This window comes from Streptomyces griseorubiginosus, from assembly GCF_001514195.1.
Classification (GTDB): domain Bacteria; phylum Actinomycetota; class Actinomycetes; order Streptomycetales; family Streptomycetaceae; genus Streptomyces; species Streptomyces griseorubiginosus.
In genome coordinates this window covers 352,345-374,931 of the sequence record NZ_KQ948738.1, presented here as the reverse complement: position 1 = coordinate 374,931, position 22,587 = coordinate 352,345, and the positions used below count along the sequence as shown (strand labels likewise).

The window sequence follows — 22,587 nt, the reverse complement described above, 5'->3', positions numbered from 1 at the left end:
GGCGGCGTTCAGCCCCGAAAGGCCGCCGCGGTCTCACGGAGCCGGTCGTGCACTCCGCGGTGAGTCTCGCGCGCGGGCAGCCATTCCTTGCGGATCTTCGCCACGCACGTGTAGTTGGTGTCGCAGACGTTGGCCAACGGCGATTCCACGGCCTGCGTGGCGAACTGGTAGGCGTCCAGCTCGCTGAACCCGTAGTCGCGGACCAGCCACTGCACCAGGTCGAGCTGGGATATCCGGAACGCGTCCTCCAGCGGGCGGGCCGAGCCGGTCGAGATGATGTGGGTGTCCGACTCGATGCGCGGCCAGGGCGTGGCGAGCCCCTTGAGCAGTTCCACGATCACCACGGTGTTCATCGCGCACTCGACGGCGACCCCGCAGGTCTCTCCCTCGCCCTGCCGGGCGTGGCCGTCACCGAGGCTGAGCAGCGCGCCCTCCACGTTGACCCCGAGGTAGCAGGTGACGCCGGCCCGCATCTCCGGTGTGTCCATGTTCCCGCCGTGCGCGTCGGGCACCAGCGCCGAGCGCACCTCCAGATTGGCCGGCGCCACCCCGACGGTGCCGTGCATCGGGTCCATGGGCAGCTCGATCTCGATGTCGCTGTCGTGCGCCCGGAACAGGGCCGTGCGGCGGGTCCGGTCCAGCTGCCAGATCCACACGGTCTCCGGCAGCGGGGGCTGGAGCGTGGCCGTGGTGTGCGTGGAGGTGAGCGCGCCGAACAGGGGGACCGTGGTGGACGCGGCCCAGTCCCGGGCCGGTTCCACGGACACGAAGTGCACGGCGACGGTGTCGCCCGGCTCGGCGCCCTCGATGTGGAAGGGACCGGTCTGCGGGTTCAGGAAGGGGAATTCGCACACCTCGGACACCAGGTCCTTCTCGGACCGCACCCGCCCCGCGAAGCAGTCCTCGGTGTAGAGGTCGAGCACGGTACCGGGCTTGATGCGGGCCACCGGCGGGGCACCGCCGAACGTCCAGGCGTACTCGCCCGGTTCGGGCCGTACCGTCAGAATTCTGGGGTCGCTCATCGCTGCACGGCTCCGATTCGGTCGGGTTCGCAGAGGACCTCGCGCAGTCCGATGGCGTCACGCCGCAGTTCCGCGGCTGTTTCCGTCGACATGTCACCCCCGCTCGCGTTGTGCGAGGTCGCTGGGTGCCTCGCGTGAATCACGGTACGGGGGGTGCCGATTGGACAGAAGACCGCTTGGTTTTTCCGTGGACAACCTTGGATGTGTGGATAACCCCCTCACCCGGTGGGGTGAAGTGACGGGGGGATCAGGCCCGTTCGCCCACAACCGACGGGTCGTCCAGCACCGCCCGCACCACCGAGTGCGCGGCGCCCAGCAGCGGCCCCTGCGAACCCAGGCGTGACACCGACACAGGACAGGCCTGACCGGCGGTGCGCCGGGCCAGTTCGTCCCGCAGCGAGGGCAGCAGCCAGGGCGCGAGCCCCGCCAGCGCCCCGCCGAGCACCACGCCTTCGGGGTCGAGGAGATTGACCGCTCCGGTCAGCGCGATACCGAGTGCCTCTCCCGCCTCGCGCAGGGCGTCCCGCACGTCCTCGTCGCCGTCCGCCGCGTGCTGCGCGAGCAGCCCGACCCGGTCCTCGCCCTGTTCGAGGCCCGCCGCCCTGAGCACGGCCTCCTCACCGGCGTACTGCTCCAGACAGCCCCGGCCGCCGCACGGACAGCGGGGGCCGTCCGGGCGCACCGGCACATGGCCCAGCTCGCCCGCGAAACCGCGGGTGCCGCGCAGCAGCTGGCCGTCCACCACCAGGGCCGCGCCGATGCCGATCTCCGCCGAGACGTGCAGGAAGTCGTGGGGTGTGCCGTCGCCCAGCCAGAGTTCGGCCAGCGCGCCGAAGTTGGCCTCGTTGCCCACGGTCAGCGGGAAGTCCTCGGGCAGCAGGGCGCCGAGATCGGTGTCGTGCCAGTCGAGGTTGGGGGCGCGGACGACGGTCCGGGCGTCACGCGCCACCAGGCCGGGCACCGCCACGGCGAGTCCCGCGGGCCACAGGCCCTCGCTCTCGGCCTCCGCCACCACCTCGCGGACCAGCGAGGAGAGTTCCGCGATCACCGGCTCGGGCGCGCGGCCCCGGTTCGCGCCGTACCGCACCACCTGTGCGCGGGTCCGGCCACGCAGGTCGACCGCGCAGACCGCGAGGTGGTCCACGCCGATCTCCGCGCCTATCCCGGCGGGGCCCCGCCCGCTGACGGCGAGCGCGGAGCCGGGCCTGCCGACCCGCCCGGGGCGCTCGGGGCCCAGTTCCTCCAGGAGCCCCGAGCGTATGAGCTCGTCGACGAGGGTCGACACCGCGGCCCGGGTCAGACCGATCCGCGACGCCACCGCGGCACGCGACAGCGGCCCCTCGGCGCTCACGGCGTGCATGACACGGGCCAGATTGCGGCGGCGCATGCCCTGCTGCGTGTCGGGCAGGCCCCGGCGGGGGCCCGCCGGGTGGGTGTCGTGCGGGCCACGCGCCGGTCCTGCCGGTGGCGCGTCGTGCGGGCCGCGCCCCGAGGCGGCAGGGCGGGCATCGTGCGGGCCGGCCGGTTCGGCGTTGTGCAGCGGTGCGGTCATGCCTCCCTCACTCCTCAGAGGTCCCCCGCTCCAGCAGCGGCGCCGCGTCGGAGAGTACCCCGGCGATCCTGGCCAGCGTCTCGTCGTCCCGCTCCACGGCCTCCAGCACGGGCCCGGCGGTCGTGTTCCAGCGGCGAGCGACCGCGCCCGGGTCCTCGCCGGTCAGCAGCCCGGCGGCCTGCGCGGCGGCGCCCAGCGCGACCAGCTCCTTGGCCTCCGGCACCTGGACCGGACGTCCCGAGAGCCGTCGTACGGTCTGCTGCCAGGCGGTGCCCTGGGCGCCGCCGCCGATCAGCAGCAGCGGCGTGGAACGGTCGGCGTCCGCGTCGAGCACCAGGTCCAGGGCCCCGAGCAGCGCCTGTACGGCACCGTCGTAGGCCGCCTGGAGGAGCTGCCCGCCGGTGGTGTCGTGGCGCAGGCCGTGCAGGAGACCCGAGGCGTTCGGCAGGTTCGGGGTGCGCTCGCCGTCCAGATAGGGCAGCAGGGTGACCCCCGAGACCGGCTCCACGGCCTCGCGGTCCAGGTTCAGCAGGGCCGCCACGCGGTCAACGGCGAGCGTGCAGTTCAGGGTGCAGGCGAGCGGCAGCCAGTCGCCGTGCGCGTCGGCGAAGCCCGCCACGGTGCCGGTCGCGTCGGTGGGGCGGCGCTTCGACACCGCGTACACCGTGCCCGAGGTGCCGAGACTCATCACCGGCGTGCCGGGGCGCAGCCCGAGGCCCAGCGCGGCCGCCGCGTTGTCACCGGTGCCGGGCGCGACCAGGGTGCCCTTGGAGAACGGCAGGTCATGGCCGTCACGGACGGTGCCGGCGACCTCGCCGGGCCGGACCACGCGGGGGAGCAGCGCGGGGTCGAGTCCCACGTGCGCGAGGATCTCGCTGTCGTACGACTCCGTCGCCGACGCCCACCAGCCGGTGCCGGAGGCGTCACCGCGGTCGGTGGTGCCCTCGCCGGTGAGACGCTCGGTGAGGTAGTCGTGGGGCAGGCGGACGGCCTTGGTGGCACGCAGGGCCTCCGGCTCGTGCTCGGCGAGCCAGGCCCACTTCGTGACCGTGAAGGAGGCGCCCGGCACGCTTCCGGTCCGCTCCGCCCAGGCCTTCGGGCCGCCCAGCTCGTCGATGAGCCGTCTGGCCTGCGGCGCCGAGCGCACGTCGTTCCAGAGCATGGCCGGGCGGACCGGCTCGCCCCGCGCGTCCAGGGTGACGAGGCCGTGCTGCTGACCGCCGATCGACACCGCGGCGGCCTCCCGCGCGGCGTCCCCGCACTGGCGCAGGGCCTCGGAGAGCGCGTCCCACCACTGGCGGGGGTCGCTCTCGCGGCCGGCCCCGGACGACACGGTGTGCGGCGCCTGGCCGCGGGCGACGACCCGGCCGGTGGCCGCGTCGACCACCAGCGCCTTGGTGGACTGGGTGGACGTGTCCACACCGACGACGAGCGGACCCTCGGCTGCTGACATCGGGCTCTCCCTTTTTGCGCGGCTCATGATCTCGATGCGGCCGGTGTCTCCATCCGAAGACACCTTGTCTCTTCCCAGAGACGTGTGTGCATACTAATTTGTAAACCGCCATGACGAAATAGTCCGGAGCAGCAAGGAGCCGCGTCATGAACTACCAGCCCACCCCCGAGGACAGGTTCACCTTCGGCCTGTGGACCGTCGGCTGGCAGGGAAGGGACCCGTTCGGCGACGCCACCCGCCGTGCCCTCGACCCGGTCGAGACGGTGCAGCGCCTGGCCGAGCTCGGCGCCCACGGCGTGACCTTCCACGACGACGACCTGATCCCCTTCGGGTCCTCGGACAGCGAGCGCGAGAACCACATCAAGCGCTTCCGCGAGGCCCTGGACGCGACCGGCATGAAGGTGCCGATGGCGACCACCAACCTCTTCACGCACCCGGTCTTCAAGGACGGCGCGTTCACCGCCAACGACCGCGACGTCCGCCGCTACGCCCTGCGCAAGACCATCCGCAACATCGACCTCGCGGTCGAGCTCGGCGCCGAGACCTACGTCGCCTGGGGCGGCCGCGAGGGCGCCGAGTCCGGCGCCGCCAAGGACGTGCGCGTGGCGCTCGACCGCATGAAGGAGGCCTTCGACCTCCTCGGCGAGTACGTCACCGAGCAGGGCTACGACCTGAAGTTCGCGATCGAGCCCAAGCCGAACGAGCCGCGCGGCGACATCCTGATGCCCACCGTCGGCCACGCCCTCGCGTTCATCGAGCGCCTGGAGCGCCCCGAGCTGTACGGCGTCAACCCCGAGGTCGGCCACGAGCAGATGGCCGGGCTGAACTTCCCGCACGGCATCGCGCAGGCCCTGTGGGCGGGCAAGCTCTTCCACATCGACCTCAACGGCCAGTCCGGCATCAAGTACGACCAGGACCTGCGCTTCGGCGCCGGTGACCTGCGTGCCGCCTTCTGGCTCGTCGACCTGCTGGAGAGCGCCGGTTACGCCGGCCCGAAGCACTTCGACTTCAAGCCCCCGCGGACCGAGGACCTCGACGGTGTGTGGGCGTCGGCCGCGGGCTGCATGCGCAACTACCTCATCCTCAAGGAGCGCGCCACCGCCTTCCGCGCCGACCCGCAGGTCCAGGAGGCGCTGCGCGCCGCCCGCCTGGACGAGCTGGCGCAGCAGACGGCCGCGGACGGCCTCAAGTCGCTGCTCGCGGACCGCACCGCCTTCGAGGACTTCGACGTGGAGGCGGCCGCCGCCCGCGGCATGGCCTTCGAACAGCTCGACCAGCTCGCCATGGACCACCTCCTGGGTGCCCGCGGCTGAACGAGGCCCACGCGCGTGTGCGGTCGGTCGTGAGTGGCCTCCTTCGACGGCATACGCAGATGCCGACGGTCGGAGAGCACGAGCGCGGTCCGACGGTCAGGCGCACGCGCGCGTAGGGGGGTGACCCCGCGCGGAATGTTCCGGAATCATGCGATCCACGGCATGAGCCCGTATCAACTCCCGCGCGGGGGTCGCCCCGTGACCGGTTCGCGGCGACTCTGGACGCTATGGCCATGCCGCCGGTACCGCCCCAGCCGCCCGGACCGCCGGGCGACACACCGCCTCCGGGCGGTGGTTTCGGACCACCTCCTGACGACTTCGGACGCAAGGGACCGAACCCCTACGGGGGTCTGCCCTCGACCCAGCCGATACCGCCCGTCCACGAAGGCCGGGGCGGTGGGCCCAGAGGCCCAGGTCGGCGCCGCGGCCCGCTGTTCGCGCTGCTCGTCCTGGTCGTGGCCGCCGTCGCCGTGATCGCCGTGATCTTCATGGCATCGGGCAATGACGACCCACAGGACAAGAACCCGGCCCCGCAGACCAGCACGAGCGGCTCTCCCGAGCCGTCGTTCAGCCTGCCCACACGGCTCCCGAGCGAGCTGCCCAGCGAGCTTCCGTCGCAGTTCCCCAGCGAGCTTCCCAGCGAGTTCCCGAGCGACCTGGAGTCGTTGCTTCCGTCCTTCGGGTGAGGGCTGGGGGGTGCGGCTGGATGACGGCTGGGGGGTACGGCGCCGCTCCGGAACTCCTCGGCATGGCCTCCCGAACCGGACCTGATCGACGCCGCGGTCTGCATCACTGCCTGGGAGCGCCGCCGGGCCGCACGGAGACGGCCGTCGCCGTGCGGCGCCCCACGCGTGGGCACCTCGGATTCGGCCACGCAGCACGCTCCTGCGGGGGCCGGCCGAACTACTGCTGCGATGCGGCTCAGGCGGACCCCGCCGAGGCCAGCGCCGTCGCCGGATCCAGCGCGGCCGGGCCCGCGGGCACCCAGCGTCCCTGTTCCCGCCGGTACGGCCACCAGCGGCCGTCCCGCCCCAGGCGTATCTGAACGGGCGCGTCCGCGACGGTCCATCGGTTGCCGACCGCCCGCAACGTCGGCCGCTCGTCCTCGTCCCAGGCCGAGTGCAGGTCGGCACGCGCGCGTGCGTGAATTTCTCCCTCCTCGTCCGGCGCCCACTCCTCCTCCAGTACGGCGAGCGCGGCCGCTCCACCGAGCTCCCACGCGCGCGTGGCGAGAGCCAGAGAGTGCGGATCGCGCCCCGATCCCTCGGCCAGTCGCCCCGTCACCGCCTCGTCGGGGGCGTCGACCGCGAGCCGCACCGCGTCCTGAGCGGCCGTCAGTTCGGCGCCTGCGGCGGCGTGCTGGTCGGAGTGCGGCCGGAGGGCCTCCGTGAGCAGCCGCTGCGCCTCCACGGCGGTCCGCGCGGCCAGGTGGCGGAGGGCGGCCGGATCCACTCCCGGCGCCGGCGGAACCTCGGTGTCCAGAGCGGGCGGAAGACCGGGCGGGTGGGGCGGTACCGGCGGTGCGGGCAGCGGCGGCAGGATGTCGCCGGCCGCGTACGCCTCGGCGGCGTCCACGCCCTCCGGTGCGGGGGCCTCCTCCGCGGGAGCCGCGGTGCGGGCCTGGAGGGCGTCCAGGACGCTCTGTTCGCCGCGGCCGCGCATCAGCAGCAGGACGAACGGGTCCTGGTCCACCAGGCGGGCCATCTGGTAGCAGAGTGCCGCCGTGTGCCCGCAGTGGTCCCAGGCTCCGCAGTCGCACTCCGGTTCCAGGTCGCCGAGCCCCGGCAGCAGGTCGATGCCGGCGCTTGCCGCGTCCTCCACGAGGTGCGTGGGCATCTCGCGGTCCAGCAGCGCGGCGACGTACCCCGACCGTTCCACGGCCAGGTCGAGGAAACGGTCCCACTGCTCGGCCGACAGCTCGGCCAGCAGCACGTCGGCACGGTGGGCGGTGCGGTCACGGTCGAGGACGACGGCCGTGATGCGTCCCGCGCGCACGGACACCGCGCCCACCGCACCCGCGCGGGCGAGCCGCCGCCCGGTCTTCACCTGCCCCGAGTCCAGTGCGGCGTCCTCCAGCGCCCGCAACCACGCCTTGCCCCACCATGTCCGCGCGAACCCTCGTCCCTGGGCGGGCGGCAGTGCCGCGAACGTGCGCTCGGTGTCGGTGTCGTGGCCCGTCATCGTGCGCCCCCTCGAAGTTCGACCAGGTCCGCGAGCTCGGCGTCCGTCAGCTCGGTCAGGGCCGCCTCGCCGGCACCGAGCACCGCGTCGGCCAACTCCCGCTTGCGGTGCAGCATGTCGGCGATGCGGTCCTCGATCGTCCCCTCGGCGATCAACCGGTGCACCTGCACGGGACGGGTCTGCCCGATGCGGTACGCGCGGTCGGTGGCCTGTGCCTCGACGGCCGGGTTCCACCAGCGGTCGTAGTGCACGACGTGCTCGGCCCGGGTGAGGTTCAGTCCGGTGCCCGCGGCCTTCAACGACAGCAGGAACACGGGTACTTCGCCCTCCTGGAACCGCGCCACCATCGCCTCCCGCCCGGCGACCGGGGTCCCGCCGTGCAGGAACTGCGTGCGCAGACCGCGTGCCGCGAGATGGCGCTCGATGAGACCGGCCATGCGCACGTACTGCGTGAACACCAGCACGCTCGCCCCTTCGGCGAGGATCGTGTCCAGGAGTTCGTCCAGGAGTTCCAGCTTCCCGGAGCGGGCCGCGATCGTGGGCCGCTCCTCCTTGAGGAACTGCGCCGGGTGGTTGCAGATCTGTTTGAGGCCCGTCAGGAGCTTCACGATCAGTCCCCGCCGCGCCATGCTGTCCGCGGCGGCGATCTCCGCGAGGGTCTCCCGCACCACGGCCTCGTACAGGCCGACCTGTTCCGGGGTGAGCGAGACGGCACGGTCGGTCTCGGTCTTCGGCGGCAGCTCCGGGGCGATGCCCGGGTCCGACTTGCGGCGGCGCAACAGGAAGGGCCGCACCAGCCGGGCCAGCCGTTCCGCGGCAGCAGGGTCCCGGCCGCTCTCGACCGCCTGCGCGTACCGGTCGCGGAACGTGCCCAGCCGGCCCAGCAGGCCCGGAGTCGTCCAGTCGAGGATGGCCCACAGCTCGGACAGGTTGTTCTCGACCGGGGTGCCGGTGAGCGCCACGCGTGCGCGTGCGTCGATCGTGCGAAGCTCACGGGCGGTCGCCGAGTAAGGGTTCTTCACGTGCTGGGCCTCGTCCGCGACGACCATTCCCCATGCCACCTCGGCGAGGCGGGGCGCGTCCAGGCGCATGGTGCCGTACGTGGTCAGCACGAACTCCCCGTCGGCCAGGCCGTCGAGGTCGCGCCGCGGTCCGTGGAAGCGGCGCACGGCCGTACCGGGAGCGAACCTCGCGATCTCGCGCTGCCAGTTGCCCATCAAGGAGGTCGGGCACACCACGAGGGTGGGGCCGGCGGACGTGCTGTCGGTCTGCCGGTGCAGATGCAGCGCGATCAAGGTGATCGTCTTGCCGAGCCCCATGTCGTCGGCGAGACAGCAGCCGAGCCCCGAGGACGTCATACGGGCCAGCCAGTTGAGGCCCCGGCGCTGGTAGTCGCGCAGCGTCGCGGAGAGCGCGGCCGGTTGCGGGACCGGCTCCTGGCCCTCAGGGTCCGAGAGCCGGTCCCTGAGGGCCGCCAGCCATCCGGTGGGCTGTACGTCGACCCTGCGGCCGTCGATCTCGGCGGAGCCCGTCAGAGCGGCGCTCAGGGCGTCGACGGGTGTCACCTTGCGGTCCTGCCGTGCCTGCGCCCGGCGTACCTCGTGCGGGTCGACCAGCACCCACTGGTCGCGCAGCCGTACGACAGGGCGGTTCGACTCGGCGAGCCGGTCCAGCTCCTCGCGCGTGAGCCGCTGGTCGCCCAGCGCGAACCACCAGTCGAACGCGAGCAGGGCGTCGGCGGACAGGAAGGACGGAGCACCCGAGGTGCCCCCGTCGCCGTCCGGCGGCCCGACCGTCGCACGCGTGGTGAGGTTTCTGGTCAGCGCCCGGGGCCAGTGCACCTCGACCCCGATGCGTGCGAGAGCCCGGGCTCCCTCGCCCAGGAGGTCGGTCACCTCCTCGTCCACGAGCTCCACGGCGTCCGGCACCGGTGCCGAGAGCAGCGGGGCGAGCGGCGGCCACGCGCGCGCTGCCCGGCGGAGGGCGAGGAGGACGTCCATCCGCGCGCGTGAGTCGAAGGCCGCGGTTCCCGTCCACACGTCGGCAGCGTCGGCGACCATCGCCGGGTCGCTCACGCTGTGCACCTGGAGCACGGACCGGAAGGAGGGCTGTTCGTCGGCAGCCGGAATCTGGCCTTTGTGATCGGCAGTCGGAATCTGGCCTTCGGGATCGGCAGCCGGAACCTGGCCTTCGGGATCGGTGGCCGGACCCTTGGCTTCGCGATAGGCGACGGCCGGACCCTTGGCTTCGCTGACCAGACCCTCGGCCTCGCGATCGCTGACCAGACCCTGGACCTCGGCATCGGTGACCAGACCTGCGACCTCGATCCGCAAGGAGACGCGTACGCCCGCGTCATGGCCCGCGGCGACCTCCGCCGCCCACGCGCGCTGTTCAGGCAGGTACTGCGGTTCCTGAGCGGCGTAGGCGGGTCCGCCGGTCACGAGGGGTGCCGCGGGGGAGCGGGGCAGGGCGTCCGCGACGGCGTCCAGGAAAGCGCGCAGCAGCTGTTCGGGCTCGGGCAGGCGCAGCGGTTCGGCGCTGCTCAGGGGTACGGCGTGCGCCTCGGGCGGCATCGCGGCGGCGAGCCGTTGGACGCGCTCGATGTCCGCCGCGCCCAGGGGGCCGACGCGCCAGGCGTCATGGTCTGCGGGGGACAGGCCGGGCAGCAGCAGCCCACGCGCCACGCACTGGAGGGCGAGCACGGCCGCGGCACCCCAGAACTCGGTGGCGCGATGCCCTTGCGCCGAGGCACGCGCACGCGTGAGGACCGGCAGGGCGGCGCGGACCGGCAGCAGGACCGCGGGCCGGCTCACCAGTTCCGCGCCGCCGCTGCCGGGCACCACGAGAGCCGTCTCCTCGGCCCTTCCCGCCGCCACGGCGGGCGGCGGGGTGCCGTCCGGCCTCCAGAAGGCCATGACGCCCGTGCGGGCCGGGTCTCCCGGCAGGAACACGGCACAGCAGGATGCCAGTGCGGAGATCTCGGACGGTGTTGCCGCGGGGAACCTCTGGACGGTGATCGCGGTACTCCTCAAACTTGACTACTCGGTCGGAGTGGTCGAGGGTACATCACTCCCCACGGCCGTCGGAGAGCGATCCGAGCCCCTTTGTCGATCCGAGTCGCTTTGCGCGGAGGTGTTGCCAACCCCCCTCTGCCCCCGGTGTTGCCCCCCGTCCCCGCAGGGGGGACTGTCGGATGGTCGCGACAGGTCACCACTTCGTACGTTTCCTCAGGTCAGAACGTTTCCTGAGAGAGCCGGAGTCCGGACATGCCGCAGCGCACCGCAACCCTCGTACCCCACCCGCGCGGTACGTCCGGCTCACCGCCCGGCCCCAGTGAGTTCACGCCACTCCTGCGCGTGGTGAAGAACCGGGGGCTCCTTGAGCGCCGCCACGGCTGGTACGCCCGGACCATCGCCGTCAACGCACTCGCCCTGGCCGGCCTTGTCACGGCCGTGATCCTGTCCGGCGACACCTGGCTGACCCTGCTGCTGGCCCCGCTCCTCGCCGTCTTCTCCGCCCGCACCGCCTTCATAGGCCACGACGCCGGCCACGCCCAGATCACCGGCGACAAGGCCACCAGCCGCGTCATCGGCCTGGTCCACGGCAACCTGCTCCTGGGGATGAGCTACTCCTGGTGGAACCACAAGCACAACCGCCACCACGCCAACCCCAACCACATCGACAAGGACCCCGACGTCGCCGCGGACGTCCTGGTCTTCACCGGTGAACAGGCCAAGCTGCGTACGGGCTTCCGGCGTTGGCTCACCCGCCGGCAGGCCTGGCTGTTCTTCCCCCTCACCCTGCTCGAAGGCATCGCCCTGAAGATCCAGGGCTTCCGGGATCTGCGCCGCCAGGCTCCGGGAGAGCGTGCCGTCGAAGGCGCCCTCCTGGTGACCCATGTCGCCGCCTACGCCACGCTGTTGCTGACCGTCATGTCGCCCGGCAAGGCGCTGGCCTTCGCGGCGATCCACCAGGCGTTGTTCGGCCTGCACCTCGGGATGTCGTTCGCGCCCAACCACAAGGGCATGGAGATGCCCGACCCGGACGGCGAGTCCTGGGGCCACCTGCGCCGACAGGTGCTCACCTCCCGCAACATCCGCGGCGGCGCCCTCACCGACTGGTTCCTCGGAGGGCTCAACTACCAGGTGGAGCACCACCTGTTTCCCAGCATGCCCCGGCCGCATCTGCGCCTCGCACAGCCGCTCGTGCGCGCGCACTGCCGGGATCTGGGTATCCCCTACACCGAGACCGGTCTCGTCGACTCCTACCGGCAGGCGCTGAAGCACATGCACGATGTGGGCGAGCCGCTTCGGACCGACCACTGATCCGGGACGTCTCAGGGGGTGTTCTCAGGGATGTCTCAGGGTCGTGGTCCGGAACTACAGGCAGCGCGGACCCGTTTTTCCGGACAGAGAGCGGCAAGGGCCGCGAAGGAGGCGACACACATGTCGAAGAACGCGAAGATCGCCGCAGGGGGTGTGGCGGTCGGGCTGCTCCTGCTGATCTGGCTGCCCTGGTGGGCCGCACTCCTGATCGTCCTGGGGGTCCCGGCCGCCGCCTACCTCACCCTGGACCCCTCCCAGCGGCGCAGGCTGCGCCGGGTCACCCGCAAGGAACTGGGCCGCTGACCTCCGCGCACCGGCCGGGAGCACGTCAGGCCCGGCCGGTGCGGAGCGGCGGTTCAGCTGGGGCGTACGGCCAACTTGTCGAGCGCGGCCAGCAGTCCCGGCAGCTCCGGGCCCCGCCCCACCGGCAGGACCTCCCCGGGCTCGTCGTCCAGGAGCACGAACGCGATGTCGTCGGTCCGGGCCACCAGCGACCACCCGGGGCCGTCGGCTCGCAGCGTCCGGGAGTCGCCCGACGCGAACGAGGACCTGACTCGACCGAGGGGCGGCGGCGACTCGATGTAGGCACGGGCCTCGGCGAGCACGCGCCGCACACCGCTGTGGCCTTTGCCCGCCGTCTTCCCGGCCCCGCCCGAGGCGTCCGTGACCGCGCCCGTGCCGTCCGAGGAGCCACTCTCCGCGATGCCCCCGCCGGCGGCCTGGCCGTTCGAGGAACTGCCTGGCGAGGAACTGCCTGGCGAGGAGCTGCCAGCCGAGGAGCCGCTTGCCGAGGAGCTGACTTCGGCGGGGCCTTGGTCCGCGGCCTTCTCTTCGGAGGCCTTCCCCGCGGAGGTCTTCTCGGGCGCCGTCGACGCGGCCGACGCGCCGCTCGGGCTCGCGAAGGCCGAGTCGTCGATCTGCTCGCGCCACATCGCCCACTGGAGCGCGATCTCGTCGGCACCCAGGCGCCGCTGGGCCGATCCCCAGGTCGTGGTGTCCGGGGGCGCGAGCACGGGACCGTAGGCGGCATCGGCCTCCGGGTCGTGCGGCGCCGGCACGCCGGGCGCGGCCACGGCGACCGCGAGGGGCCAACCGGGCAGCGCGGCCACCACGGTGTGCTCCTCGGGCGACAGTTCGTACTCCATGCCGCAGTCCCAGGACGCGATCGCCACCGCCACCAGGGAGACGTCGTCGATGACGACCGTCCACCGGGCGCCGGCCCCGTCCTGGCCGATCACCAGGCCGTACCCGTCGGCCAGCGGCGCCAGACCGAGCGCCGCACACGCCTCCGGATAGTCGTCGCCCAGCACGCTCGGGAACTTCGCCGGCGTCAGCAGCACCGCCGTCAGCACATAGAGCGCGTCCTCCGCGGCGGCGACGGCGTCCTCGTCCGTCCCGGCCATCCCAGCCTCCCCATCGGTAAGTCCAACGGCGCGCACCCTAGTGCGCGGGGAAGGCGCTTGTCACGACTGGCAAGAACACCCGGAGCTGCAGTTTTCCGGCTGGACGGGGCGAATCGACCATCCTTTGCCCGTCGATCAGGCCGCCGGCAGTCCGAGGAGCGCGCGGGCCACCTCACGCGGCGACTCGTCGCGCTCCCGGGCGAGGGCGATGACGGCCCGGCACGCGAGTTCGTTGACCCCGAACGACAGCGCTTCGGGCGACACCCAGGCCGCGGCCTCCTCGAGCCGCTCCTGGTCGTCCTCGGCGCAGGCCGAGACATACGCGGCGGCAGCCTCGAACAGGTTGTACGTGCGAGCCGCCCCCTCGGGCTGCTCCTCGATGCGCATCGCGTTCACGAACCGGGTGCCTGACTTGCGGATCCTGCCCCACATGGCGACCACCTTTCCCCCTGAGTGACGTGGTCCTGTCGAACATTCCTCTTCCCCGCTCGACGTGGGTCCGAGCGTCGGCGGCAGAAGAGGGACACGGCGTTCCTAAGGCCGGAAAGCCGTCAACCCACTTTACGGGGCGGGATACTTGTGCCCTTCCACCACGTGGCGACCAAGGGGGCGACCGGTGAAATCTGCCGTACAGAAAGGCCGTTGGGGCGAAGGGGACCGTCGAGGGGAACGGCACGCGGTGGTCGTGGGCGGCAGCCTCGCGGGGCTCCTCGCGGCGCACGCCCTGGCCGGCCACGCCGACCGGGTGACCGTTGTCGAGCGCGACCGGTTCCCGGACGGCCCCAAGCCCCGTCCCGGCGTCCCTCAGGGGCGGCATCCGCACGTCCTGCTGAAGGGCGGCCAGCAGGCCCTGGAGGCGCTGCTGCCCGGCTTCCTGGACGAGCTGCGGGAGGCGGGCGCCCCTCGGGTGGGCATGCCGTCGGACATGGTGATGTGGCAGAACGGGCGCTGGTTCCGCCGGTATCCGGCCACCACGCACATCTACACCGGGTCCCGCGCGCAACTGGAGGAACTGGTCCGGCGGCGGGTCCTCGCCGACCCGGTGATCAGCGTGGTGGACGGGACCGATGTCGTCGGACTCCTCGGTGACGCCGCGCGCGTGCGGGGCGTACTCCTGCGGGAGCGCTCCGGCGACGCCCACGCCGAGGCGCGGCCGCTGGAGGCCGATCTGGTCGTGGACGCCTCCGGCGGCGGAACCAAAGCTGCTCAATGGCTCACGGCGATCGGCGCCGAGGCCGCGCCGGAGGAGACCATCGACACCGGGCTCGCCTACGCCTCCCGCGTCTACCGCGGCCCGGACGGTGTCCTCGACGGCGACACCCTCGGCTACTACGTCTACCCCGGCCCCGACCAGGTCCACGGAGGCGGCGCACTGCCCCTGGAGGACGGCAGCCACCTGGTGATCGTCTCGGGGCTGCGCGGCGACGAACCACCCACGGGCGACGAAGAGTTCGTGACGTACACCAAGAGGCTGGCGCATCCGCTGCTGGACCGGTGGCTGGCGGACGCCGAGCCCCTCTCCCCGGCGTTCGGCTACCGGCGGACCGCCAACGTACGCCGCCGCTACGACGTGCCGGGCCGTCCTGCGGGCTTCCTCGCCACCGGCGACGCCCTGTGCACGTTCAACCCGATCTACGGCCAGGGCATGGCCGTGGCCGCGATGAGCGCGGTCGCTCTGCGCGACGCCCTGGCCGACCCGCGTCGGACGCCCACGACACGGCGCGTGCAGCAGGCGCTCCTCGCCGCCTCCCGGCAGGCGTGGGACATCTCCGCGGGCGCCGACCGGAAGATGCCCGGAGCGGTCGGCAGCGCGCTCGCCGGCGGACCGGCCGACCAGGTCGCCGGCTGGTACCTGCGCCGGGTGCAGGAGCGAGCTCCCGGGAACCCCGTCGTGGGCGCTGCCTTCCGTGCCGTGCTGACCCTCTCGGCCCCCGTCGGCGCACTGTTCGCGCCGCCCGTGGCCCGGGCCGTCCTGTTCGGCCAGGTCCCGCCCACGCCGGCCGAGCCGCCGACGGCGCCGGAGGAGCCCGGTTCGCGCACGTGATGATCATCGCGACCGCGGGCCGGTGGCGCCTGGCGTTCCGCGGACCGGTGACGCCCGGGGGTGTCGGGGCGGGGAGGTCACCCGGCGGTGGTCAGACGGTGCTGGAGTTCCTCTTCCGACAGATCCTCCACGTGCGTCAGAAAGACCCACAAGTGTCCTGAGGGGTCCTTGAGGATGACCGTGCGGTCACCGTGGAACGTGTCCTGCGGAGGCTGGAGGATCTCGGCGCCGGCGGCTTCCGCGCGCTTCGCCAGGCTGTCCACGTCCGGCACGAAGACATGCAGCGCGACGGACGTGCCGCCGCCGAGGGAGGCGGGCGCGGCGAAGGCGCCGGACTCCGCCTCGTCCACGGTGGCGTCGCCGAGCATCAGGGCGGACTGCCCGATGGTGATCTCGGCGTGCAGAATCCCGCCGCCCGGGGCGTCCAGCCTGAAATCCTCGCGAGCGCCGAACGCCCGCCGGTAGAAGTCGATCGCCGCGGCGGCGTCGTCGACCATGATGTGCGGGATCACCGCATAGCGGTAGCGGTCGGGGACCACGGCATGGGCTGGGCGCTCGGTCACGGCGAACCTCCACGAAATGACGCCGCCGGTCGGTCCCGCGGCCCTGGAGGGAACGTAGAAGCTCAAGTTCGCTTGAGGTCAAGCGCCGACGTGGCGCGGCGCCGCCCCGGATCAGCTGTCGAGCGCGGCGATCGTCTCCCGCAGCCAGCCGAGTTCGGCCCGGGACGTGGCACGCGCGATGACCAGCACCCCGCGGCGGAAGGGGTCGTCCAACTCCTCGGCGCTCAACGGCCGGTCGCCCTCGTAGAAGAAGCTGGCGGGCTCCTCCAGGAAGGCGAGCCGTCGTCGCAGCACGGCCGCCTGCGCTCCGGCGTCGTCCAGGTGCCGGAGGAAGGCGAGGACGGTGAACCACCGGTTCTCGTCGGTGATGTCGCGCCGGACCGGTTCGGCGAGCCGGCGCCGAAGCTCTCGCCGTCCCTCGTCGGTGAGCGTCAGGACGTGACGGGGCGCGGCCACGGCGCCGGGTTCCGTCGTACGTGCCAGCAGTCCCGCCGTCTCCAGGCGCTTGATCGCCGGGTACAGCGTGCTCTCGGCGACCGGCCGCACGTGTCCCGCCAGTGCGGTGATGCGTTTGCGCAGCTCATAGCCGTGCAGCGGGGTGTCGTAGAGGAATCCGAGGATGGCCATCTCCAGCATGCACGCATTCTGTCGTACCGACGCTGTACCTCTCCAGTGGTGTACATCTGCTACGCAATACATCGGTGTCGAGGTATTGTCCTGGTGGACGCACAAGGGAGGGCACCATGAAGCAGGCCGAGTTCGACGGCAGGGGAAGCAGGATCCGCTGGACCGAGACGCCCGGCGCGGAACCGGCACGCGTGTATGTGCACGGGCTGGGGGCGGTCTCGGCCGTCTACCACGCGCACATCGCCGCCCGGCCCGAACTCGCCGGGCGGCGAAGCCTGTTCGTCGACCTGCCCGGCCACGGGGCCAGTGACCGTCCCCAGGACTTCGGCTACACGCTGGAGGACCACGCGGACGCCCTGGCGGTCGTGCTGGACGCGGCGGGCCTGACCGGTGTCGAGCTGATCGCGCACAGCATGGGCGGGTCGGTCGCGCTCGTCCTCGCTCACCGCAGGCCCGAACTCGTCTCCCGGCTGGTCCTGACGGAGGCCAACCTCGACCCCTCGCCCCCGTCCTCGGCGGGCAGTACCTGGATCGACGCCTACGAGGAGGACGACTTCGTCGCGGGCGGCCACGCGCGCGTGCTCGAGAAGGCGGGCCCACTGTGGGCGGCGACCATGCGGCTGGCCGACCCGCGCGCCCTGCACCGGAGCGCGGCCGGCCTCAGACGCGGATCGGACCCCATGATGCGTGCGATTCTCGAAGCGCTGCCCATGGAGCGCGTGTACCTCCAGGGCGAGCTCACCGGCGAACTCGAAGGACGCGAGGGCCTGGAGGTGGCGGGCGTGCGGGTCCTGACCGTGCCCGGCGCCGGCCACAACGTCATGTTCGAGAATCCCGACGCCTTCGTGGCCGCGGTCGCCGGGACGGGGTGAGTGCGGTCACTCCCCGTGAGGACACCACGGCCGGGGTGCGCGGCGTCAGCCCTCGCGCACAGCCAACGCCAGAAATCTGGCGGCCTCGTCGGTGTACGACGTCATGTGCCATCCCGAACCGGCCAGCAGTGGACGGAGGTTGGCTTCCGCGCGCAGGTCCTCGGGGGTGATCTGCCGGCCCTGCCGCGCGGCCAGCGCCGCTCTGCCGATCGGGTGGAACAGGGCCAGGACTCCGCCGGGCCGCACGACTCGGGCCAACTCACGCAGACTCTCGGCCGGTTCGGGCAGGTGCGAGATCAGGCCCGCGCCGAACACGGCGTCGAGTGACCGCGAGCGCAGCGGCAGCGCGGTCACGTCGGCGAGCAGCAGCCGGCCGTCCCGGTCCCTGCCCGCCCCTACGGCCGCCTCCAGCATGGCCGGGGTCAGATCGGCTCCCACGACCACTCCGGTGGGCCCCACGGCCGCGCGCAGGGGCGTCAGGGCCCGTCCGGTGCCGCAGCCCGCGTCGAGTACGCGGTCGCCCGCCCGCAGGCCGAGTTCGGCGACCGCGGCGGCGTAGGCGGGACCGTCGTCCGGAAACCTGCGGTCCCACTCGGCCGCACGGGCCGAGAAGAACTCCTGGACATGTGTGTGGTCGTCGCTCATGGTCCGCATGATCCCTCACCGACACGGATGAATACCCGGCGCACACGTTCGAGCGTGACGCGATCGTTCAGATGCCCGTCTGCGTCATATTGCAGCACCTTTCGAAATGCGCCCTCTTTGTGCGCCCCTGACCCCACTAGCGTCCCTTGGCCATGGGACACCTGGACCACGCAGCCCTGGGCTGGCTGACGCCCACACTCTCGTACGTCATGGCGTGCATCGGAGCCGCGCTCGGCCTGCGCTGCACCGTCCGCGCGCTCGGAGCGACCGGCCGTTCGCGGCGCAACTGGCTCATCACCGCCGCCTCGGCCATCGGGACCGGCATCTGGACCATGCACTTCGTGGCCATGCTCGGCTTCAGCGTGAGCGGCACCGACATCCGCTACGACGTACCCCTGACCATCGCGAGCCTCCTGGTCGCCATGGTCGTCGTCTCCGCGGGCGTCTTCGCGGTCGGCTACGGCCGTGACCGGATCCGCGCGCTCTTCCTCGGCGGACTCACCACCGGGCTGGGCGTGGCGAGCATGCACTACCTGGGCATGGCGGCCGTCCGACTGCACGGTCACATCGACTACGACCCGGCGCTCGTCGGCCTCTCGGTCCTGATCGCCGTCGTCGCGGCGACGGCAGCTCTCTGGGCGGCGCTCAACATCAAGTCACCCGTCGCCGTCACCATCGCCTCGCTCATCATGGGGGCCGCGGTGAGCAGCATGCACTACACCGGGATGTTCGCGGTGAGCGTGCGCGTCGCACCCTCCGGGGCCGTCCTGCCCGGCGCCACGGCGATGCAGTTCATCTTCCCGCTCGCCGTCGGTCTCGGCTCCTACCTCTTCCTGACCTCGGCCTTCGTCGCGCTGTCGCCCACGACAGGAGAGCGCGAGGCCACCGCCTCGGCCCAGCGCGCGGCCGAGACCGTCCCCTCATAGCCGCGGCGTCCCCTCCAGGCGGCGGATCCGAGCCCCGGACGGCCCCGACGAGACGCCCCGAACCACTCCCGAGCGAGGAGGCCATGCGTACACCGCGTAGGACCCTCACAGCCGGCGCCGAGCCGCTGCCCCAGACACCCGCACGCGGCCGCCGCGCCCACGCCGGTCCGCCGGCCGACGAAGTGCCCGACGACACGGCGGGCCCGGTAACGGAGGACATACCCGCACGCCCGGGACACTGGCGGATACGCCCGCGCACCGTCCGCGCCAAGATCGTCTGCCTGCTGATGGTGCCCGTCGTCTCACTGCTCGCCCTGTGGGCGTACGCGACCGTCAGCACCGCCCAGGACGTCTCCCGGCTGCGGCAGTTGCAGCGGGTGGACGACGCCGTACGGTCACCCGTCGCCGACGCCGTCACCGCGCTCCAGGCGGAGCGGTCCGCCGCGGTCCGCTACGCCACCGACCCGTCCGCGGCGCAGAGCGACGACCTCCGCACACTCGCCGCACGCACCGACCAGGCCGTGGCCCGGCTGCGGCTCGGCGAGCACAACACCGTCGCCGACGGCGAGGAACTGCCCGCCGGTGTCGCCCAGCGCCTCAAAGCATTCGTGACGGCCGTCGAGCAACTGCGGCCCCTGCGCGCCGCCGTGCTGGACCGCAGCGCCGGATGGGACGAGACGTACGGCCGTTACACCAGGACCATCACCGGTGCCTTCGCCGTGGGCGGTGCCCTCACCGGCATCCAGGACGCTCAGCTCGGCTCCGACGCGCGCGTACTGCTCGAGTTCTCCCGCGCGGGCGAGTCACTGGCCCAGGAGGACGCCGTGCTGGCGAGCGCGCGCCTGTCGGGCGTCCTCGCCGGTGAGCGGCTGCGGCTGTTCACCGGGGCCGTCGACACCCGACGGGCCTTCACCGAGAGCGCCGTGGCCGACCTGCGCGGCTCCGACCGCGAGGCCTGGCGGAAGGTCGCCGGCAGCGGTGCCTTCGCCACCGTGACCGCGGCGGAGGACCGGACACTCGCCGCCGCTCCCGGCGCGCGTGCCGTCGAGTCGACGCCGGAGACCACCTGGCAGACGGCACACGCGCGCGTGCAGAGCGGCATGCGGGCCGTCCAGCAGACCGCCGGGAGCGGGGTCGCCCACCGCGCCGACCCGTTCACCCGGGGCCTGCTCACCCCGGCGGGCGCAGCGGTCCTTCTCGGGCTCGTCGCCGTCGCCGCCTCCCTGGTCATCTCCGTGCGCATCGGACGCGGCCTCGTCGTCGAACTCGTGAGCCTGCGCAACAGCGCCCTGGAGATCGCCCGCCGCAAACTCCCGGACGCCATGGACAGGCTGCGGGCCGGCGACGAGATCGACTTGCGGTCCGAGGCTCCCCCCGGGCCGCCCGCCGAGGACGAGACCGGCCAGGTCGCCGAGGCACTCGCCACCGTGCACCGCGCCGCCCTGCGGGCCGCGGTGGAGCGCGCCGAACTCGCCAGCGGCATCTCCGGCGTCTTCGTCAACCTCGCCCGCCGCAGCCAGATCCTCGTCCACCGCCAGCTGAGCCTGCTCGACAGCATGGAACGCCGCTCCGACGACCCCAACGAACTGAGCGACCTCTTCCGGCTCGACCACCTCACCACCCGCATGCGCCGCCACGCGGAGAGCCTGATCATCCTCTCCGGCGCCGCACCCGGCCGCGCCTGGCGCATGCCGGTGTCGCTGACCAACGTGGTGCGCGCGGCCGTGTCCGAGGTCGAGGACTACGCGCGCGTGGAGGTGCGTCAGCTGCCCGACGCGTCCGTCGTCGGCGCCGCCGTCGCCGACCTCACCCACCTGCTGGCCGAGGTCATCGAGAACGCCGCCCAGTTCTCACCGCCCCACACGCGTGTGCGCGTCACCGGCGAACCCGTCGGCAACGGCTACGCCGTCGAGGTCGAGGACCGCGGCCTGGGCATGGGCAAGGAGACCCTCGCCGAGGCCAACCGCCGGATCGAACAGTCCGAGGCGCTCGACCTGTTCGACAGCGACCGGCTGGGTCTGTTCGTGGTCAGCAGGCTCGCGGCCCGCCACGGCATCAAGGTGCACCTGCGCACCTCGCCCTACGGCGGTACCACCGCGGTCGTCCTGCTGCCGACGGCGCTGCTGCACAGCAAGGCGGCGGAACGTTCACCCGCCGAAGGCGCCGAGGCCGCCAGGGCCGCCGAAGCCGTCGACCGGGAACGGCTCGCACACCGCGAGTACGCGCGCGTGTCCGCCGAACGCGACCAGGAGTCCGTCCCCGCCTCCGCCGAGCGGCCCGCCCTAGTGGCCCCCCGCGCGGTCGCGGCCGACCGGGGAACGGCCGACCGGGGCACGACCGACACACCGCCTGCCGGAGTGACCGCCTTGCGCCTGCACCGACCGTCCGAGGAGCCGGAGGAGTCCGACGACCTGCCCCGCCGGGTCCGCCAGGCGAGCCTCGCCCCCCAACTGCGCGAGCAGCGCTCGCAGGAACCGGCCCCGGCGACCGGCCGCCGGGCCGATGAGGGCCGTTCACCCGAGGTCGTACGGGACCGGATGGCCGCGTACCGGGACGGCTGGGCACGCGGGGGCGGCAGGCAGCCCGGGCGCGCCGCCGCCCCAGATTCCCCAGCGGGCAGAGACAGCAGCGAAGGAGACCGAGGATGATCCAGGACCCGAACATGAGGGCCGACATGGGGGTCCCCCCGCGCGAGCGGAACCGGGAGTGGGGGAGGTCCGGCGAACTCGACTGGCTGCTGGACGACCTGGTGCTGCGGGTGAGCGAGGTACGGCACGCCGTGGTGCTGTCCAACGACGGCCTCGCCGTGGGGTCCTCCACGGACCTGCGCCGCGAGGACGCGGAACACCTCGCGGCCGTCTCCTCCGGCTTCCACAGCCTCGCGAAGGGCGCCGGCCGCCACTTCGGGGCCGGGGGAGTGCGCCAGACCATGGTCGAGATGGACGACGGCTTCCTGTTCGTGGCCGCCGCGGGAGACGGCTCCTGTCTCGCCGTGCTCACCGCGGTGACCGCGGACATCGGCCTGGTCGCCTACGAGATGGCACGGCTGGTCAAACGCGTCGGGGAGCACCTCTACACGGCGCCGCGCGTGGGTGCGCGGCCGCCCGCCGGATGAGAGCGAAGGGCGGTCGGCAGGCATGACCGAGGACATGACGGGCCTCCCGCACGACCAGGGAAGCCAGTGGTACGACGGCGAGGCCGGGCCTCTCGTCCGCCCCTACGCGATGACGGGCGGACGCACCAAACCCGGCCCCACCGGGGTGCGTTTCGACCTGATCGCCCTCGTCACCCTGGACGCGGGCGCGCCCGGCCCGGGCGAGGACAGCGCGCTCGGGCCCGAACACCGTGCCCTGATCGATCTGTGCCGCCTCGAGACGCAGTCGGTGGCGGAGCTCGGCGCGGGCGCCGACCTGCCCGTCGGCGTGGTCAGGGTGCTCCTGGGGGACCTCCTGGAACTCGGCTGTGTCACCGTCAGCCGACCGGTACCGCCCGCGCAGCTTCCCGACGAACGGATTCTGCGCGAGGTGATCGAAGGGCTTCGGGCGCTGTAGATGAACGTTCAGAACCGGGCAATAAGCGGTCGAACCGCCCGAAGGCGAGCCCTAGTTGTCATGATGCTGATTTCGCGACCCCGTGCCGACGTCGCCGCCCGTTGCCGGCC

At 72.7% G+C, this 22,587-nt stretch carries 20 protein-coding genes; 10 read left to right on the top strand and 10 right to left on the bottom strand.

Annotation, left to right across the window (positions count from 1 at the left end):
• Positions 1-8: 8 nt before the first annotated feature.
• The 3 genes from AQJ54_RS24410 to xylB form a co-directional block, all read right to left on the bottom strand.
• Positions 9-1,022, bottom strand: a complete 1,014-nt coding sequence (locus tag AQJ54_RS24410) for an acetamidase/formamidase family protein (protein ID WP_062240952.1) — start codon at positions 1,020-1,022, stop codon at positions 9-11.
• Positions 1,023-1,269: 247 nt separating this feature from the next.
• Positions 1,270-2,574 carry an ROK family transcriptional regulator gene (locus AQJ54_RS24405; RefSeq protein ID WP_248845432.1) on the bottom strand — a complete coding sequence of 435 codons (1,305 nt, stop codon included), beginning with the start codon at positions 2,572-2,574 and terminating at the stop codon, positions 1,270-1,272.
• Positions 2,575-2,581: 7 nt separating this feature from the next.
• On the bottom strand, positions 2,582-4,027 hold the full coding sequence (xylB, locus tag AQJ54_RS24400; RefSeq protein WP_062240950.1) for a xylulokinase: 1,446 nt from the start codon (positions 4,025-4,027) through the stop codon (positions 2,582-2,584).
• A gap of 146 nt (positions 4,028-4,173) precedes the next feature.
• On the opposite strand from xylB, the gene xylA reads away from it, so the two are divergent.
• Together xylA and AQJ54_RS46785 are read left to right on the top strand one after the other, a co-directional pair.
• Positions 4,174-5,340, top strand: coding sequence for a xylose isomerase (xylA, locus tag AQJ54_RS24395; RefSeq protein ID WP_062240948.1), 1,167 nt, complete (start codon positions 4,174-4,176; stop codon positions 5,338-5,340).
• 233 nt (positions 5,341-5,573) lie between these two features.
• On the top strand, positions 5,574-6,026 hold the full coding sequence (locus AQJ54_RS46785) for a hypothetical protein (RefSeq protein ID WP_248845431.1): 453 nt from the start codon (positions 5,574-5,576) through the stop codon (positions 6,024-6,026).
• A gap of 235 nt (positions 6,027-6,261) precedes the next feature.
• On the opposite strand, the gene AQJ54_RS24385 is transcribed toward AQJ54_RS46785, so the two are convergent.
• Positions 6,262-7,521 (bottom strand): hypothetical protein, encoded by a 1,260-nt coding sequence (locus tag AQJ54_RS24385; protein ID WP_062240946.1) that lies wholly within the window; start codon positions 7,519-7,521, stop codon positions 6,262-6,264.
• Complete coding sequence (locus tag AQJ54_RS24380) at positions 7,518-10,436, bottom strand: DEAD/DEAH box helicase (protein ID WP_248845442.1); 2,919 nt, start codon at positions 10,434-10,436, stop codon at positions 7,518-7,520. Before AQJ54_RS24380 ends, AQJ54_RS24385 begins: the two co-directional genes overlap by 4 nt.
• A gap of 351 nt (positions 10,437-10,787) precedes the next feature.
• Here AQJ54_RS24380 and AQJ54_RS24375 point away from each other — a divergent pair, with 351 nt between their 5' ends.
• Together AQJ54_RS24375 and AQJ54_RS24370 are read left to right on the top strand one after the other, a co-directional pair.
• The gene (locus AQJ54_RS24375; protein ID WP_062240945.1) at positions 10,788-11,846 is read left to right on the top strand and encodes a fatty acid desaturase family protein; all 1,059 of its coding nucleotides are present in this window, start codon (positions 10,788-10,790) and stop codon (positions 11,844-11,846) included.
• 120 nt (positions 11,847-11,966) lie between these two features.
• Entirely contained in the window at positions 11,967-12,149 is a 183-nt protein-coding gene (locus AQJ54_RS24370; protein ID WP_020137233.1) for a hypothetical protein, read from the top strand.
• 53 nt (positions 12,150-12,202) lie between these two features.
• On the opposite strand, the gene AQJ54_RS24365 is transcribed toward AQJ54_RS24370, so the two are convergent.
• On the bottom strand, positions 12,203-13,249 hold the full coding sequence (locus AQJ54_RS24365; RefSeq protein ID WP_062240943.1) for a hypothetical protein: 1,047 nt from the start codon (positions 13,247-13,249) through the stop codon (positions 12,203-12,205).
• 135 nt (positions 13,250-13,384) lie between these two features.
• Positions 13,385-13,681, bottom strand: a complete 297-nt coding sequence (locus tag AQJ54_RS24360; protein ID WP_062241327.1) for a hypothetical protein — start codon at positions 13,679-13,681, stop codon at positions 13,385-13,387.
• Between the two features lie 253 nt (positions 13,682-13,934).
• Here AQJ54_RS24360 and AQJ54_RS24355 point away from each other — a divergent pair, with 253 nt between their 5' ends.
• Positions 13,935-15,293 carry an NAD(P)/FAD-dependent oxidoreductase gene (locus tag AQJ54_RS24355; RefSeq protein WP_062241325.1) on the top strand — a complete coding sequence of 453 codons (1,359 nt, stop codon included), beginning with the start codon at positions 13,935-13,937 and terminating at the stop codon, positions 15,291-15,293.
• 77 nt (positions 15,294-15,370) lie between these two features.
• Here AQJ54_RS24355 and AQJ54_RS24350 read toward each other — a convergent pair whose 3' ends face one another.
• Complete coding sequence (locus tag AQJ54_RS24350) at positions 15,371-15,856, bottom strand: VOC family protein (RefSeq protein WP_079069998.1); 486 nt, start codon at positions 15,854-15,856, stop codon at positions 15,371-15,373.
• A 111-nt stretch (positions 15,857-15,967) separates the two neighbouring features.
• The gene (locus AQJ54_RS24345) at positions 15,968-16,492 is read right to left on the bottom strand and encodes a PadR family transcriptional regulator (protein ID WP_062240941.1); all 525 of its coding nucleotides are present in this window, start codon (positions 16,490-16,492) and stop codon (positions 15,968-15,970) included.
• Positions 16,493-16,599: 107 nt separating this feature from the next.
• On the opposite strand from AQJ54_RS24345, the gene AQJ54_RS24340 reads away from it, so the two are divergent.
• Complete coding sequence (locus AQJ54_RS24340) at positions 16,600-17,355, top strand: alpha/beta fold hydrolase (RefSeq protein WP_062240938.1); 756 nt, start codon at positions 16,600-16,602, stop codon at positions 17,353-17,355.
• A 45-nt stretch (positions 17,356-17,400) separates the two neighbouring features.
• Here the strand turns inward: AQJ54_RS24340 and AQJ54_RS24335 are convergent, their stop codons facing one another.
• Positions 17,401-18,000: a class I SAM-dependent methyltransferase gene (locus tag AQJ54_RS24335; RefSeq protein ID WP_062241320.1), complete on the bottom strand. Its 600-nt coding sequence runs from the start codon at positions 17,998-18,000 to the stop codon at positions 17,401-17,403.
• 152 nt (positions 18,001-18,152) lie between these two features.
• Here AQJ54_RS24335 and AQJ54_RS24330 point away from each other — a divergent pair, with 152 nt between their 5' ends.
• The 4 genes from AQJ54_RS24330 to AQJ54_RS24315 all read left to right on the top strand — a co-directional run bounded on the left by AQJ54_RS24330 (position 18,153) and on the right by AQJ54_RS24315 (position 22,477).
• Complete coding sequence (locus tag AQJ54_RS24330) at positions 18,153-18,926, top strand: MHYT domain-containing protein (protein WP_030316663.1); 774 nt, start codon at positions 18,153-18,155, stop codon at positions 18,924-18,926.
• 83 nt (positions 18,927-19,009) lie between these two features.
• Positions 19,010-21,574 carry a sensor histidine kinase gene (locus AQJ54_RS24325; RefSeq protein ID WP_062240936.1) on the top strand — a complete coding sequence of 855 codons (2,565 nt, stop codon included), beginning with the start codon at positions 19,010-19,012 and terminating at the stop codon, positions 21,572-21,574.
• Positions 21,571-22,041 (top strand): roadblock/LC7 domain-containing protein, encoded by a 471-nt coding sequence (locus AQJ54_RS24320; RefSeq protein WP_020137223.1) that lies wholly within the window; start codon positions 21,571-21,573, stop codon positions 22,039-22,041. The genes AQJ54_RS24325 and AQJ54_RS24320 overlap by 4 nt, the downstream gene beginning before the upstream one ends.
• 22 nt (positions 22,042-22,063) lie before the next feature.
• On the top strand, positions 22,064-22,477 hold the full coding sequence (locus AQJ54_RS24315) for a DUF742 domain-containing protein (RefSeq protein WP_062026343.1): 414 nt from the start codon (positions 22,064-22,066) through the stop codon (positions 22,475-22,477).
• Positions 22,478-22,587: the final 110 nt, after the last annotated feature.